Raw genomic sequence first — 15,174 nt, forward strand, 5'->3', positions numbered from 1 at the left:
GCTCACTGCTCGGCGCCGCCAGAGGGGACGTGGATGATCAGGGCGTCGCCCTGGCCGCCGCCACCGCAGAGTGCGGCCGCGCCGGTGCCGCCGCCCCGCCGCTTCAGCTCGAGCGCCAGGGCCAGCACCAGCCGGGCGCCGGACATGCCGATCGGGTGGCCCAGCGCGATCGCGCCGCCGTTGACGTTGACCTTGTCCGGGCTGATCCCCAGGTCGCGGGTGGACTGGATGCCGACCGCGGCGAACGCCTCGTTGATCTCGATCAGGTCGAGGTCGGAGACGCTCAGGCCGGCCTTCTTGAGGGCGTGGTTGATGGCGTTCGACGGCTGCGAGTGCAGGGAGTTGTCCGGCCCGGCGACGTTGCCGTGCGCGCCGATCTCGGCCAGCCAGGTCAGTCCCAGCTCCTTGGCCTTGGCCTTGCTCATCACGACCACCGCGGCGGCGCCGTCGGAGATCGGCGAGGAGCTGCCGGCGGTGATCGTGCCATCCTTGGTGAACGCCGGGCGGAGCTTGGCCAGCGACTCGACGGTGGTGTCCGGGCGGATGCCCTCGTCCTCGTTGATCACCAGCGGGTCGCCCTTGCGCTGCGGGATGATCACCGGGGTGATCTCGTCGGCGAAGTGGCCGTTCTTCTGCGCCGCGGCGGCCCGCTGGTGGCTGGCGGCGGCGAAGGCGTCCTGCTCCTCGCGGGTGATGCCGTGCTTGACACCGTGCCGCTCGGTCGACTCCCCCATCGAGCAGCAGTCCCAGGGGTCGGTCAGCCCGTCCAGCGCCATGTGGTCCTTGATCGTGGCGTCGCCGTACTTGTAGCCGGTGCGCTGCCCGAGCAGCAGGTGCGGGGCGTTGGTCATCGACTCCATGCCGCCGGCCACCACGATGTCGAACTCGCCGGCCCGGATGAGCTGGTCGGCCAGGGCGATCGCGTCCAGGCCGGAGAGGCAGACCTTGTTGATGGTCAGCGCCGGCACGGACATCGGGATGCCGGCCTCGACCGCCGCCTGACGGGCCGGGATCTGCCCGGCCCCGGCCTGGAGCACCTGGCCCATGATCACGTACTGCACCTGCTCGGGGGCGACGCCCGCCCGCTCCAGGGCGGCCTTGATCGCCGCGCCGCCGAGCTTCGTCGCCGGGAGGTCCTTGAGGTTGCCCAGCAGGCGACCCATGGGGGTCCGCGCGCCGCTGACGATCACCGAAGCCATGCCTGCCTCCGAGGGGGGGTGCCGACCTGTACGCCTTAACGATTGTTCGGTCAGACTAGCGCCATGGCAGAGAACTCCCCCGTCGAGCCCACTGCGGACTATGTCACAGACATCGGGCTGCGCCGCATCGACCACGTCGGGATCGCCGTGGCCGACCTGGACGCCGCGATCGACTTCTACCAGCGCACGTTCGGGATGCGCTGCGTGCACATCGAGACCAACGCCGAGCAGGGCGTACGCGAGGCGATGCTGTCCGTCGGCCCGACCACCGAGGGCGGCTGCGTCCAGCTGCTCGCCCCGCTGTCGCCCGACTCGACGATCGCCAAGTTCCTGGACCGTAGCGGCCCGGGCCTGCAGCAGGTCGCGTACACGGTGACGGACATCGACGCGGCCTGCGCGGCGCTGCGCGAGCGGGGCGTCCGGCTGCTCTACGAGGCCCCGAAGCGGGGCACCGCCGACTCCCGGATCAACTTCGTCCACCCGAAGGACGCCGGCGGCGTCCTGGTCGAGCTGGTCGAGCCCGCCGCGGGGCACTGAGCCGGTGGCGGGGCCCCCGGGCGGGGCCCCGCCGACGCCCGAACGAGCGTGCCGCTGCGCGGTACGCCGCCTCCCCGGACACCTCCACGCATCGGCCGATGCGGTTTTTCACACAGGACTTCCGACCCTAGCTACCGTTCAGTAACGTCCGGCCTCACAGGAGCGCGACCGGTGCCGGATGTGGCGATTACCGACATGGCGGTCGGTCGCACCGGCGCCGACGATGGCAGCACCCAGGCCCCGTGCGCGGGTGCGGACGAACGGGAGGTCACCGTGCAGGACATCCTCGAAGCGATCATGGCGGCGGAGGGCTCCGCGCAGCCGGAGCGGGAACTCGCCGGCCTCGCCGGCCTGCCGGTACCGGAGAGCTACCGGGGCGTGGTGGTCCGCGCCGACGAGACCCGGATGTTCGACGGGATGGCCACCCGGGACAAGGACCCCCGCAAGGCCCTGCACCTGCAGGAGGTGCCCACCCCGGAGCTCGGTCCGGGCGAGGCGCTGGTCGCCGTGATGGCCAGCGCGATCAACTACAACACGGTCTGGACCAGCATCTTCGAGCCGCTGCCGACCTTCAAGTTCCTCCAGCGCTACGGCCGGCTCTCCGAGCTGACCCGTCGGCATGACCTGCCGTACCACGTGGTGGGGTCGGACGCGGCCGGGGTGGTCCTGCGGACCGGCCCCGGCGTGACCCGGTGGAAGGCCGGCGACGAGGTGGTCGCGCACTGCCTGTCGGTGGAGCTGGAGGACGCCGCCGGCCACGACGACACCATGCTCGACCCGCAGCAGCGGATCTGGGGCTTCGAGACCAACTTCGGGGGCCTGGCCGAGCTGGCCGTGGTCAAGGCCAACCAGCTGATGCCCAAGCCGCGCCACCTGAGCTGGGAGGAGGCGGCCAGCCCGGGCCTGGTCAACTCCACCGCGTACCGGCAGCTGGTGTCGCACCACGGGGCCAACATGAGGCAGGGCGACGTGGTGCTGATCTGGGGCGCCTCCGGCGGCCTGGGCGGCTACGCCACCCAGATGGCGCTAAACGGCGGCGCGATCCCGGTCTGCGTGGTCTCCTCGCCCGAGAAGGCCGAGCTCTGCCGCAAGATGGGGGCCGAGCTGGTCATCGACCGGTCGAAGGCCACCGGCGAGGGGTACCAGTTCTGGCGTGACGAGGAGACCCAGGACCCGGACGAATGGCGGCGCTTCGGCGAGCGGATCCGCGAGCTCACCGGCGGCGAGGACCCGGACATCGTCTTCGAGCACCCGGGCCGGGAGACCTTCGGCGCCAGCGTCTACGTGGCCAAGCGCGGCGGCACGATCGTCACCTGCGCCTCCACCAGCGGCTACCAGCACCAGTACGACAACCGCTACCTCTGGATGCACCTCAAGCGGATCGTCGGCAGCCACTTCGCCAACTACCACGAGGCCTGGCAGGCCAACCGTCTCGTGGCGCTCGGCCAGGTCCATCCGACCGTGTCGAAGACCTATCCGCTGGAGCAGACCGGCCAGGCCGCGTACGAGGTGCACCGCAACGCGCACCAGGGCAAGGTCGGGGTCCGCTGCCTCGCACCGAGCGAGGGTCTCGGCGTCCGCAACCGCGAGCTGCGGGCCCGGCACGAAACGGCGATCAACCGGTTCCGCGGCCAGTGAGCCGTCCGGGCGATGCCGGCATGACCATTGCGTCGACCGGCGATTGCCTTTTCCACACCGGACCATCATTCGAGTGATACCGGGGTGGCCGACAAAGGAGCCGCGGGCATCGTCCCGCGGCCCCTTTTCCGCTCACCTCGGGTGCCGCCCGACCCGCCCGGGACCTGCCAAGATCGCCGTTTGGTCCGGTCGCATCGGCGCGCTGAAGTTGACCATGTAAAGAGGACACGAAAGCTGCCGACCACTCTTGCGAAGCACCCTGGGGCGTCTGCGAGTATGTCCCAATGCCCCAGCAGCAGTCCTCCCCCCTTGCGTTCTTCGATAACGCGAACTCGCAGCCCGATTTCACCGTTGGCCTGCGCGGATACAACACCGGTCAGGTCGATGACTTCATCGGCCGGCTGACCGCCGCGCTGACCCAGTCCGAGCAGGCCCGCGCCGAGGCCGAGCAGCGGATGAACGACGCCCAGCGCCGGCTCCGCCAGGCCGAGCAGCGCCAGAGCGCCCTGGAGCAGAAGCTCACCGACATCAACAAGCAGCTCGAGGAGAACAGCCGGCCGACCCTGTCCGGTCTCGGCACCCGCGTCGAGCAGATCCTGCGGCTGGCCGAGGAGCAGGCCAACGACCACCGCAACGAGGCCAAGCGCGAGTCGGAGGGCATCCTCTCCGCCGCCCGCCTCGAGGCCCGCGAGATCACCGACAAGGCGCGCGCCGAGGCGGCCGCGATGAAGGCCACCGCGGAGCGGGAGGCCGGCGCCGTCCGCACCGCCGCCGAGCGGGAGGCCGCCGAGGTCCGGGTGCAGGCCCGCCGCGAGGCGGACACGCTCCGCGCCGACGCCGAGCGGGAGACCAAGCAGCTGCGCACGGTCACCGCGCACGAGGTGGCGGAGCTGAAGTCCACGGTCGAGCGCGAGGTCGCCACCCTGCGGGCCACCGCCGAGCGGGAGATCACCCAGCAGCGGGCGAAGGCCGCGCGGGAGGCCGAGGAGAAGCGCGCCGAGGCGACCAAGCTGCTCACCGACGCGCGGGACAAGCGCGAGAAGGACCTCCAGGCCCTCGAGCTCCAGCTCGCCGAGCGGCGGGAGAAGGCCGAGCGCGAGGAGTCGGCGCGGCACGCCGCCCAGGTCGCGCAGACCCAGAAGCTGGTCAGCGAGGCCGAGCAGCGGGCCCGGGCCGCGCAGGAGCGGGCCAAGGAGATCGAGCAGCGGGCCGAGGCCCGCCGGATCGAGTCCGAGCGCACCGCCAACGAGACGGTGGAGAAGGCCAGAGCGCTGGCCGAGAAGACGCTGGGCGAGGCCAGGGCCGAGGCGCAGCGCCAGCTCAACGAGGCCCGCACGGAGGCGGAGCTGACCACCCAGGCGGCCCGCCGCGAGGTCGAGGACCTCACCCGGCAGAAGGACGCCGTCACCTCCCAGCTTGGTCAGATGCTCTCCGGTCTCGCCGGCATCGTGCCGGGCGTGCCGGCCGCGGCGGCCAAGCCCGCGGGGGCCAAGGCGGACGGTTCCGACGAGCGGGTCTCGGCCGAGCCGGCGAGTTGAGCACCACCCGCAACGGGGCATGATCCACGGCGCGGGGTGGCACCGGGTGACCGGTGTCGCCCCGCGCCGTCCTGCGTTTTCCGCCCGTTACGACACCTGAACTAGGTCACATCAGGGGCGTCCGTATCGCCCCAGGAGAGCCGGATGCGTGTGAGGATGTGAGCATGTCGCACGGCGAGGAACTGTTTGCTCTCGGTGGGGACGTGACCACGGAGCCCAGCTTCGAGTCCGCTCTGCGGGGGTACGAGAAACGACAGGTCGACCGGTACGTCGCTCGTGCAGAGCACGAGATCGCGACGCTCACGAGCGAGCGGGAGCAGGCGTACACCCAGATCCACAAGCTGGCCGGCCAGGTCGAAGTGCTGCAACGCGACCTGGCCCAGGTGCGCAAGCAGGTGGGTCTGGTGGACCGGGCCTCGTTCCGCCACCTCGGTCCCCGGGTCGAGCAGATCCTCTCCCTCGCCGAGGAGCAGGCGGAGGACATCCTGGTCGCCGCCAACGAGGAGATCGAGGCCCGACGCGCGGCCGCCGACCACATCATCGAGGAGGCGCGCCAGCAGTCCGCCCAGGCCATCAAGGACTTCGAGATCGCCCTCGCCGCACGGCGGGCCGAGGAGGAGCGGCACATCGTCGCCCGGCGGGCCGAGGCGGACGCCGCGCTCAAGGCGGCCAAGGAGGAAGCCGGCAAGCTCCGCAGGGATGCCAAGGAGGAGGTCGGCAAGCTCCGTAAGGACGCCAAGGACGAGGCAGACAAGCTCCGTAAGGACGCCAAGGACGAGGTCGCGACGCTGCGCAAGACCGCCCAGGAGGCGCTGGCCAGGGCGCAGCAGGAGGCCACCCAGCTCCGGGACACCGCCAAGGAGATCCACACCCGCGCCCAGCAGGAAGCCACCCGACTGCGAGAGGCGGCCAGGGAGGCGTTGGCGAAGGCACGACAGGAGGCAACCCAGCTCCGCGACGCGGCCAAGGAGATCCACACCCGCGCCCAGCAGGAGACCAAGCGCCTCACGGAGGCCGCCACCGAGGCGAGCCGGTCCACCCACGCCAAGGCGCTGCAGCAGGCCAAGCAGATCGTCGACGACGCCGAGGAGGCCGCGAAGGCGACCCGTAACCGGGCCCGGCAGGAGGCCAACCGGCTGACCACCGAGGCAGCCGACGCCGGCAAGCGCAACCGTGCCGAGGTCGAGGCGTACGTCCAGCGGATGCGGAGCGAGACCGAGGCGTACGTCCAGCACGCCCGGGCGCAGACCCAGCAGGAGCTGGGCGCCTGGCGCGCCGGGGTGGAGAAGGAGGTCAACTCCCGGCGGGAGGCGGCCGCCCGGGAGCTGGCCAAGCGCCGCGCCGCCATCGAGCAGGAGTACGCCAAGCGCCGCGACACGCTGGACAAGCAGCACAAGACTCGCCAGGTCGAGCTGGAGACGGCGCACAAGACCCGTCAAACTGAGCTGGAGCAGGCGTACAAGGCGCGGCGCGACGAGGTCGAGCACGGCGCCGCCGAGGTCCGCCGCCGGGCCGGGGCGGAGGCCGCCGAGATGCTCCGCTGGGCCGAGACGGAGGCCGCCGACAAGCGCCGCAAGGCCGACGAGCACGTCGCCACCTCCCGGCGCCAGTTCGAGGAGTACGCGGCCACCACCCAGCAGCACCTGGCCACCACGCAGCAGCACCTCGCCGCCACTCAGCAGGAGGTGGCCGCCGGCCGGCAGCAACTCGCCCAGGTGATGCTGGAGATCGCGCAGGCCCAGCAGCAGCTGGCCGACCTGCGGCAGGAGACCTGGAAGTCCCGGCAGGAGTCCGACGAGCTCCAGCGGCAGTTGGGTGAGCTCAAGATGCAGGCGGCCGGCGGGGGGCTGCGGGTCGAGGGGCGGGTCGGCCTCGCGGCGACCCCGGTGGACCCGGGCAAGCTGGCCGACACCCCGGCCGGCAAAGGCAGGGACTCCGGCGGCGCCACGCCCGCCACCGCGCCGGCGTCCGCCAAGGGCACGGCACCGATATCCCCGAACGGCAAGGAGCCGTCCGGGGCGGAGAAACTGGCCGGTACGAAGGAGCCGGCCGGTTCCGCGCCCGCGGCCGACGCCGGTGAGGCGAAGGCCCGTCCGGTCGCGGAGCCGGTGACCACGGTGGACGGCGAGGCCGCGAGCGCCGGGGTGGACGGTGAGCCGACCGTGGCCGCGGTGCCCGGCGAGGGCGGGCGGGGCGCCACCCCAACGAAGATCACCAGCACCGGTGAGGGCGGTAAGCGGCCCACGAAGCCGACCACCGACGAGCGCAGCGCCAAGCCGAGCGCCGTCAAGGTCGAATCCGACTGACCGGGCTGGCCCGGGCACCCGCCGGGCGATAACCTCCGGGCAGGGGCCGCGCCGGCAGCGGCCGCCGGCCGGGCTCGGAGCCGGCCGGCGATGCTTCTCTGGCCGCGTCAGCCAGCGGGGAGGTCCGGTGTCGCAGCAAGGGCCGTCGGGCAGCGCCCGACCGGAGGACGACGACCCGCTGGCCGCGCTCCGCCCCGAGGACGATCCGGCCGGCCCCCGCCCGTCCGGGCCTGCATCCGGGGTGGGGGATCCGACCGGCTTCGAGGCGGCGGGAGCGTCCACGACGGACCCGGGAAGGACACCCGCGCGAGCCGAGCGAACTGAGCCGACCGAGTTCGAGGTGAGCGAGCCGAGCGGGCGGTTCGGCATCCCCGGACGGCCCCTGCGGCGCAGCAGCTTCCTGGTCGGCTTCACCGGGGCGCTCGGGGTGTTCCTGGCGTACGCCGTCTTCCTGGGCCTGCGCAACGCCGCCGGCATCCTCGTGCTGGTGGTCATCGCGCTCTTCCTCGCCGTCGGCCTCCACCCGGCGGTGGTCCGGCTGCGCGGCTGGGGCCTGCCGCACGGGCTGGCCGTGGCCGTGGTCGCGCTGACCGTGCTGCTGCTGATCGTCGCGGGCGTGCTGGCGCTGGTGCCGCCGGTGGTGACCCAGTCCGGGCAGTTCGTCGAACAGCTGCCGAACTACGTCGAGGCGCTGCGCCGCAATCCCACCGTCAACGACCTGGTCGAACGGTACGACGTCATCGAGCGGGTCCGCTCGGCCGTGACCGCGGAGAACCTCAGCCGGGCCCTCGGTGGCGTGCTGGGCGGCGCACAGCTGATCTTCGGCACGATCCTCCGGACGCTCACCGTGCTGGTGCTGACGATCTACTTCCTGGCCTACTTCGACAAGCTGCGGGCCCTCGGCTACGCGCTGGTGCCGCGGTCGCGCCGGGAGCGGGTGCAACTGATCGGGGACGAGATCCTGACCAAGGTCGGCGCGTACATGGTGGGGGCGCTGACGATCGCGGTGCTGGCCGGGGCGAGCACCTTCGTCTTCGCCCTGGTCGTCGGGCTGCCGTACCCGTTCGCGCTGGCCGTGGTGGTCGCGGTGACCGACCTGATCCCGCAGATCGGGGCCACCCTGGGGGCGGTGATCGTGACCCTGGTCGGCTTCGCCACCGACCCGCCGCTCGGCATCGCCAGCCTGATCTTCTTCCTGGTCTACCAGCAGGTGGAGAACTACCTGATCTATCCCAAGATCATGCGGCGGTCGGTCGAGGTCAACGAGGTGGCCGCGCTGCTCGCCGCCCTGCTCGGGGTGTCGCTGATCGGCGTCGTCGGGGCGTTGATCGCGATCCCGACGGTCGCCGCCCTCCAGCTGATCCTCCGCGAGGTGGTCCTCCCCCGGCAGGAGTCCCGCTGAGCGTCGGCCCGGTCAGCCGGCCTGGCCCGGGCGCGGGCCCGGGACCGGGGTGTCGGCGAAGGAGGCCACGGTCCGGTCGGCGTACGCGCTGGCGTCGCCGGTCTCCATCGGGCCGTCCCAGGTGGTCGGCAGGGGCAGGGTCACCGACGGGTTGACCCGGCCAACGATCTCGTCGAGCACGGTCTCCGCGTCGCCCACCCAGAGGTGCTTGGCTCCCGGGACCCCGACCACCTCGGCCTGCGGCACCGCCGCGAACCGTTCCCGGGCCTCCGCCGGGCGCAGGTAGTCGTCGAACTCCGGGACGAGGGCGATGACCGGCTTGCCGCTCTCGGCCCACTGGGTCAGGTCGTCGGGGGTGGAGAAGCGCAGCGGCGGGGAGAGCAGGATCGCCCCGGCCACCGCCGGGTCGCAGCCGTACTTGAGCGCCAGGTCCGTGCCGAACGACCAGCCGACCAGCCAGATGTTCGGCAGCTCGGCGAACTCCGCGTACTCGATGGCGGCGGCCACGTCGAAGCGCTCGCCGACCGCGGCGTCGAACGTGCCCTCGCTGGTGCCGCGGACGCTGCTGGCGCCCCGGGTGTTGAACCGGAGCACGGCCAGGTCGGCCAGCGCGGGCAGCCGCCAGGCCGCCTTGCGGAACACGTGGCTGTCCATCATCCCGCCGTGGGTGGGCAGCGGGTGCAGGCAGATCAGGGTGCCCGCCGGCTCCCGGTCCAGCGGCCGGGCCAGCTCGCCGACCAGGCGCAGACCGTCGGCGGTGTGCAGCTCGATGTCCTCCCGGCGAGCGGGCAGGATCGACGACGCGCGGATCGGTGTGCTCACCGCTCAAGTCTGGCGCGAAGTGCCGCCTGCCGCTTGTCCGGGCGCAAACAGCGTGATCCAGATCGCTCAGCCGTGGCGGGGGGCGCTGCGGCCGCGCTGGATCACCGGGCCGCGCCGGTCCCGGGCGCGCCAGCAGCCGCTGTGCCAGTGCCGCCGGTCGGTGAGGTCGCCCCGGTCGTCCGCGGGCCAGGCGACCACGTGCGGCACCCCGGGGCGGATCTCCTGGTCGCAGCCCGGGCAGCGGTACGTCTTGACGGACGCCCCACCGCTGATCCCGCGTACCTGCCAGTCGCCGTCGCGCCACTGCTGCACCGACGGGACGCCCTGCCGGACGCGCTCGGAGTCCAGGCGGGCGGTCTCGTCTCTGCGGGGGCGGTTGCGACGGGGGCTCACGGTCACCAAGCGTACGGGCCAGCGGCGGGACCAGCCCGGCCCGGCACCGCCTGGCCGGCGTCGGGTGTTGACCCGGGTCAGCGGTTGGTGTGGTCCCGGAAGCCCCGGCCGGTCTTGCGACCCAGGTACCCGGCGGTGACCAGGTGCTCCAGCAGCGGCGCCGGGGCGAAGCCGGGCTCGCGCAGCTCCAGGTAGAGCTCCCGCTGGATAGCCAGCGACACGTCCAGCCCGACCACGTCGAGCAGGTCGAACGGGCCCATCGGGTAGCCGCAGCCGAGCTTCATCGCGTAATCGATGTCGTCGGCGGTCGAGTAGCTCGCCTCGAGCATCTTCACCGCGTCGTTCAGGTACGGGAACAGCAGCGCGTTGACGATGAAGCCGGACCGGTCGCCGCAGACCACACCGGTCTTGCCGAGCGCCGCGCAGACCGCGCGGGCGGTGGCGGTGGCCTCCGCCGAGGTGCGGATGGTCTGCACGATCTCGACCAGCGGCATGATCGGCGCCGGGTTGAAAAAGTGCAGCCCAACCACGTCGGCCGGGCGCTGGGTGGCCATCGCCACGTCGATCACCGGCAGCGACGAGGTGGTGGTGGCGAGCACGACGTCCGGCTTGCAGATCTCGTCGAGGCTGGCGAAGAGCGCCTTCTTGACGCTCAGCTCCTCGACCACGGCCTCGACCACCAGGTCGACGTCGGCGAGGTGGTCCAGGGTGGCGGACCAGCTGATCCGGCCCAGCGCGGCGTCCCGGTCGGCCTCGCTGAGCTTGCCCCGCACCACGCCCTTGTTGAGCGAGGTCTTGACCGCCTCGCAGACCTTCGCGGACTTCTCCGCGCCCCGGGTGACCGAGACGACCTCGTAGCCGGCCTTGGCGAAGATCTCGATGATGCCGGTGGCCATCGTCCCGGAGCCGACCACGCCGACCTTCGAGATGGCGCGCGCGCCGTCGGCCAGCGTCAGCTCCGTCGCCACCGGCGTCTGCTCGTCCGGTACGACCACCGGGGAGCCCGGCCGCTCGTACGTGTAGAAGCCCCGGCCGGACTTCCGGCCGAGCAGCCCGGCGGTGACCATCTGCTTGATCAGCGGCACCGGGGCGTGCCGGCGGTCCCGGCCGCCGCGCCGGTACATGGTGTCCAGGATCTCGTACGCGGTGTCCAGACCGATCAGGTCCATCAGGGCGAGGGGCCCCATCGGCAGGCCGCAGCCGAGCTTCATCGCGGCGTCGATGTCCTCGCGGGTGGCGTAGTGCGCCTCGAACATGCCGACGGCGTGGTTGAGATAGCCGAAGAGCAGGGCGTTGGCGATGAAGCCGGCCCGGTCGTTGATGGTGACGTCGACCTTGCCGAGCCGCTTGCAGAGCGCCTCCACGTCGGCGACGACATCGGCGGAGGTGACGACCGTGCGGACCACCTCGACCAGCTTCATGATCGGAGCCGGGTTGAAGAAGTGGATGCCGATGACCTGGTTGGGCCGGGTGGTGGCGACCGAGATCTCGGTGACGCTCAGCGACGAGGTGTTGGTGGCCAGGATCGCCTCGGGCTTGCAGACCCGGTCCAGCTCGGCGAAGATCCGCTGCTTGAGGTCGAGGTGCTCGGGGACGGCCTCCACCACCAGGTCCACCGAGTGCAACGCGTCCAGCCCGACCGCGAAGTGCACCCGGGACAGCAGCGCGTCCCGGTCGGCCTCGGCGAGCTTGCCCCTGGCGACCGCCCGGTCCGTCGAGCCGGTGAGGGTGGCCCGGCCGCGCTCCAGGGCGGCCTCCGAGATCTCCACGGCCACCACGTCGATGCCGTTCCGCGCGAAGACCTCGACGATGCCGGCACCCATGGTGCCCAGACCCACTACGCCCACGCTGGTGAACTCGCGCGCCACGACCGGCCTCCCCAATGCTCCGCACGGCCGCTGCCCGCCCCGGCGGACGGTCCGCCGGCGCGATTGAACGGCCCCTAAGGTTATGCGCGCGAGTCTGCCACGTGACGTTCGGTTGTCGAGACGCCGTGGGATATTTCACGACCCTCGACCGGCCGCCCGACCGGACCGGTCAGACCTCGGCCGGGGCACCCACCAGGGCAAGCAGCTCGGCGAGGAACTGCGCCGGCCGCTCCAGGTGCGGGCTGTGCCCGCAGCCGGGCAGTACCACCTCCCGGTACGTCCCGCCGGCCGCCGCGTACCGCGCCAGCACCGTCCGGGTCTGCCCGATCATCGGCTGCGGCGGGCACTCCGCCGCACCCGGCCACCCCGGCACCGCCCCGAGCGACCCGAGGTACGCCAGGTCGAACAGGGAGGTGTCCGAGACGATCACGTCGGCGTCGCCGCGTACCCAGGTGATCGGCGGCTTGACCGCGACGGCGACCAGCTCGTCGGCGATCCGGAAGTAGGCCGGCGCGAGCGCGTTGAGCACGCCGCGCTCCCCCGGCGCGGTCCCCGGCCAGTGCGGCGAGGCGACCGCGGTGCCCGGGTAGTTGTCGTCCCCGGTGACGGTGGAGAGCAGGCTCTCCACGAGCAGGTCCTCGTCCGCGCCGAGCGACGCGGGATCGGCCACGTAGGTCGCCCGCAGCACGTTGCGGGGGCTGGTCTGAGCCTCCGCGCCCCGGTCGGCGGCGGCGAGCCGGGCCACGAAGTCGGGATTCGCCGTGCCGCCCCCGGTGCCGGCGAAGTCCGGTGTGGTCGGGGTGCCGTCGAGGTCCCGGGTGCCGCCGAAGCCGTACGGGGAGACCGGCGCCTCCAACAGCGCGGCCGCCACCCGGTCGGGGTGCTCGACCAGCAGCCGCATCACCACGCCGCCGCCGAGCGAGTGCCCGACCACCACCGGTCGCGCGCCGGGGGCGAAGAGCCCCGGGGCGTCGAGCAGGGCGGCCACGTCGTCGGCGAAGTCGGCCAGCCCGCGGGTCCCGTCCACCGGGGCGGTCTCCGTGTCGCCGTACCCGCGCAGGTCCGGCGCGACCACCCGGAGCGTCGCCGGCAGTCGGCGGATCAACGGCTCCCAGAAGGCGGACGATGAGACGTTGCCGTGGATCAGCAGCACCGGTGCGCCGTCCGGCGGCCCGGCCACCCGGACCGCCTGGTTGATGCCGTTCGCCGACACGGTGTGCTGCACGCTCTCCACCCGCCGCATGCTGCCACCCGGCGGTGGCCGGCGTCCATGTGCCGGCCCGCCATGACTGGTCAGCCGGCGGTGTGTGCGGCTACGGGCGGATCCCCCACCTCGTCGTCCCAATTCTCCACCGGCTGCCGCTGCGGGGTGCCGATGGGCAGCGGCAGGGTGGGCCGGTGGTGGTCCTGGCGCGGCGCGGCGAAGCGCAGCCCGAGGAGATCGGTCTGGGCCAGGCCGGGATCGAAGAACCGCAGTTCGGTGCGGCCGATGCGGATGACGTCACCGTCGGCGAGCTGCTCCGCACCGGTGATCCGGCGGTCGTTCAGCCAGGTACCGTTGGTCGAGCCGAGGTCCACCAACGACACCCCCTCGTCGGTGCGCCGTACCGCGGCGTGCCGGCGGCTCAGATGCGGATCCTCGACCACGACGTCAGCGGTCGGCGCCCTGCCGATCACCAGCGGCTCGCGACCGACCCGGAATCTGAACCCCCGCATCGGTCCACCGGCCACCGTCAAAAGCGGCATCAGTTCCGGATGATCCTCCATCGACAGTCGCCTCCACCCACCGTCGCCCCGAGGCGTCAGCCTGCCATGCCACCGCAACCGCGCCCACCACCGGGTGGTCAACTCCACGACCCCGGCTGGTCAACTCCTGTTCGCCGATTCGGGGGCGTGCCGATTCAACGCCGTCAGGTCCGTCGACTACCGGCGAGTAATCCTCGGGTCTAGACTTCCGCCATGACGGCTGTGCATGTCCCGGGGGCCCCGGTCATCGAGGACGGTCGACTGGTGTCGACGAGCCCCGCGACGGGCGCCGAGGCGGGACGGTTTCCGGTGGCGGCCGCCGCGGACGTCGACCGTGCGGTCGCCCGGGCCCGCGCCGCCGGCGAGTGGTGGGCGGGGCTCGGCTTCACCGGTCGCCGGGAGCGGCTGTTGCGCTGGCGCGGCCTGCTCGCCCGCCGGATCGAGGAGCTGGCCGAGCTGGTGCACACCGAGGGCGGGAAGCCGGTCGGCGACGCCGTCGTCGAGATCCTCACCGCGATCGAGCACGTCGACTGGGCGGCCCGCAATGCCCGACGGGTGCTGGGGCCCCGGCGGGTCCGCTCCCGGCTGATCCTCGCCGAGTTCACCGGCCACCTGGAATACCAGCCGTACGGCGTGATCGGTGTGATCGGCCCGTGGAACTACCCGGTCTTCACCCCGATCGGCTCCATCGCGTACGCCCTCGCGGCCGGCAACGCCGTGGTGTTCAAGCCGAGCGAGTACACCCCGGCCGTCGGGCAGTGGCTGGTCGACCGGTTCGCCGAGGTGGTGCCGGAGCAGCCGGTCCTCAGTGCCGTGCACGGCCTGGGCGATGTGGGCGCGGCGCTGTGCCGTTCCGGGGTGGGCAAGCTCGCCTTCACCGGCTCCACCGCCACCGCGAAGAAGGTGATGGCCGCCTGCGCCGAGTCGCTCACCCCGGTGCTGCTGGAGGCGGGCGGCAAGGACGCGATGATCGTGGATGCGGACGCCGACCTGGACGCCGCCGCCGAGGCCTGCGTCTGGGGCGCGCTGACCAACGCGGGCCAGACCTGCATCGGCATCGAGCGGGTCTACGCGGTCGACCAGGTCTTCGACGCCTTCGTCGACAAGGTGGTCGCCCGGGCCGGCCGGCTGACCGTGGGCCCGGACGGCGCCGACATCGGCCCGATCACCATGCCGGCCCAGCTCGACGTGATCCGCCGGCACATCGACGATGCCGTCGAGCGGGGCGGCCGCGCGGTGCTCGGCGGCCCGGACGCGGTGCGGCCGCCGTACGTGCACCCGACCGTGCTGGTGGACGTCCCCGAGGACTCGGCCGCCGTACGGGAGGAGACCTTCGGCCCGACGCTGACGGTCAACCGGGTCCGGGACGTCGACGAGGCGGTGGAGCGGGCCAACGCGCTGCCGTACGGCCTGGGCGGCTCGGTCTTCGGCCGCAAGCGGGCGGTGGCGATCGCGCGGCGGCTCCGCTCCGGGATGGCCTCGGTGAACTCCACCCTGACCTTCGCCGGGATGTCCACGCTGCCGTTCGGCGGCGTCGGCGACTCGGGCTTCGGGCGGATCCACGGCGAGGACGGGCTGCGGGAGTTCGGCCGGGCCAAGGCGATCACCCGCCGTCGAGCCCGCTCGCTGCTGCCGTCGATGACCTTCGAGCGGACGCCCGCGGACGTCGCCCGCCTGGTCAAGGCCGCCAAGCTGATGTACGGCCGCCGCTGAGCGGGTGGCGGC

At 72.6% G+C, this 15,174-nt stretch carries 12 protein-coding genes; 6 read left to right on the top strand and 6 right to left on the bottom strand.

From position 1 onward, the window contains the following. Nucleotides 1-2 precede the first annotated feature (2 nt). Entirely contained in the window at nt 3-1,199 is a 1,197-nt protein-coding gene (locus tag GA0070624_RS32235; protein ID WP_091347249.1) for an acetyl-CoA C-acetyltransferase, read from the bottom strand. A 63-nt stretch (nt 1,200-1,262) separates the two neighbouring features. Between GA0070624_RS32235 and mce the strand changes: the two genes are divergently transcribed. The 5 genes from mce (at nt 1,263) to GA0070624_RS32260 (ending at nt 8,620) form a co-directional block, all read left to right on the top strand. After that, nucleotides 1,263-1,736, top strand: coding sequence for a methylmalonyl-CoA epimerase (gene mce, locus GA0070624_RS32240; protein WP_091347252.1), 474 nt, complete (start codon nt 1,263-1,265; stop codon nt 1,734-1,736). A 273-nt stretch (nt 1,737-2,009) separates the two neighbouring features. Then, nucleotides 2,010-3,374 carry a crotonyl-CoA carboxylase/reductase gene (ccrA, locus tag GA0070624_RS32245; RefSeq protein WP_091350293.1) on the top strand — a complete coding sequence of 455 codons (1,365 nt, stop codon included), beginning with the start codon at nt 2,010-2,012 and terminating at the stop codon, nt 3,372-3,374. 284 nt (nt 3,375-3,658) lie between these two features. Continuing rightward, nucleotides 3,659-4,912 (top strand): DivIVA domain-containing protein, encoded by a 1,254-nt coding sequence (locus GA0070624_RS32250; protein ID WP_091347254.1) that lies wholly within the window; start codon nt 3,659-3,661, stop codon nt 4,910-4,912. A gap of 164 nt (nt 4,913-5,076) precedes the next feature. Continuing rightward, nucleotides 5,077-7,218: a coiled-coil domain-containing protein gene (locus tag GA0070624_RS32255; RefSeq protein ID WP_091347256.1), complete on the top strand. Its 2,142-nt coding sequence runs from the start codon at nt 5,077-5,079 to the stop codon at nt 7,216-7,218. A gap of 340 nt (nt 7,219-7,558) precedes the next feature. Continuing rightward, nucleotides 7,559-8,620, top strand: a complete 1,062-nt coding sequence (locus GA0070624_RS32260) for an AI-2E family transporter (protein ID WP_245719218.1) — start codon at nt 7,559-7,561, stop codon at nt 8,618-8,620. 12 nt (nt 8,621-8,632) lie between these two features. Here GA0070624_RS32260 and GA0070624_RS32265 read toward each other — a convergent pair whose 3' ends face one another. The 5 genes from GA0070624_RS32265 to GA0070624_RS32285 form a co-directional block, all read right to left on the bottom strand. Then, nucleotides 8,633-9,442 (bottom strand): alpha/beta hydrolase, encoded by an 810-nt coding sequence (locus GA0070624_RS32265; RefSeq protein ID WP_091347258.1) that lies wholly within the window; start codon nt 9,440-9,442, stop codon nt 8,633-8,635. Nucleotides 9,443-9,508: 66 nt separating this feature from the next. Beyond that, nucleotides 9,509-9,835: a hypothetical protein gene (locus GA0070624_RS32270; protein ID WP_176731950.1), complete on the bottom strand. Its 327-nt coding sequence runs from the start codon at nt 9,833-9,835 to the stop codon at nt 9,509-9,511. Between the two features lie 77 nt (nt 9,836-9,912). Continuing rightward, on the bottom strand, nt 9,913-11,703 hold the full coding sequence (locus tag GA0070624_RS32275; RefSeq protein WP_091347260.1) for a 3-hydroxyacyl-CoA dehydrogenase family protein: 1,791 nt from the start codon (nt 11,701-11,703) through the stop codon (nt 9,913-9,915). A gap of 169 nt (nt 11,704-11,872) precedes the next feature. Further along, on the bottom strand, nt 11,873-12,946 hold the full coding sequence (locus GA0070624_RS32280; RefSeq protein WP_176731951.1) for an alpha/beta hydrolase: 1,074 nt from the start codon (nt 12,944-12,946) through the stop codon (nt 11,873-11,875). Nucleotides 12,947-12,996: 50 nt separating this feature from the next. Continuing rightward, nucleotides 12,997-13,419 carry an FHA domain-containing protein gene (locus GA0070624_RS32285; RefSeq protein ID WP_245719090.1) on the bottom strand — a complete coding sequence of 141 codons (423 nt, stop codon included), beginning with the start codon at nt 13,417-13,419 and terminating at the stop codon, nt 12,997-12,999. Nucleotides 13,420-13,662: 243 nt separating this feature from the next. Here GA0070624_RS32285 and GA0070624_RS32290 point away from each other — a divergent pair, with 243 nt between their 5' ends. Further along, nucleotides 13,663-15,162, top strand: a complete 1,500-nt coding sequence (locus GA0070624_RS32290; protein ID WP_091347264.1) for an aldehyde dehydrogenase family protein — start codon at nt 13,663-13,665, stop codon at nt 15,160-15,162. Nucleotides 15,163-15,174: the final 12 nt, after the last annotated feature.

This window comes from Micromonospora rhizosphaerae (assembly GCF_900091465.1).
Taxonomy (GTDB): Bacteria; Actinomycetota; Actinomycetes; order Mycobacteriales; family Micromonosporaceae; genus Micromonospora; species Micromonospora rhizosphaerae.

Coding starts and splice junctions, on each gene's coding strand:
- GA0070624_RS32235 (WP_091347249.1), bottom strand. CDS start 1,199: ATGGCTTCGGTGATCGTCAGCGGCGCGCGGACCCCCATGGGTCGCCTG.
- mce (WP_091347252.1), top strand. CDS start 1,263: ATGGCAGAGAACTCCCCCGTCGAGCCCACTGCGGACTATGTCACAGAC.
- GA0070624_RS32250 (WP_091347254.1), top strand. CDS start 3,659: ATGCCCCAGCAGCAGTCCTCCCCCCTTGCGTTCTTCGATAACGCGAAC.
- GA0070624_RS32255 (WP_091347256.1), top strand. CDS start 5,077: ATGTCGCACGGCGAGGAACTGTTTGCTCTCGGTGGGGACGTGACCACG.
- GA0070624_RS32280 (WP_176731951.1), bottom strand. CDS start 12,946: ATGCGGCGGGTGGAGAGCGTGCAGCACACCGTGTCGGCGAACGGCATC.
- GA0070624_RS32285 (WP_245719090.1), bottom strand. CDS start 13,419: ATGCGGGGGTTCAGATTCCGGGTCGGTCGCGAGCCGCTGGTGATCGGC.
- GA0070624_RS32290 (WP_091347264.1), top strand. CDS start 13,663: ATGACGGCTGTGCATGTCCCGGGGGCCCCGGTCATCGAGGACGGTCGA.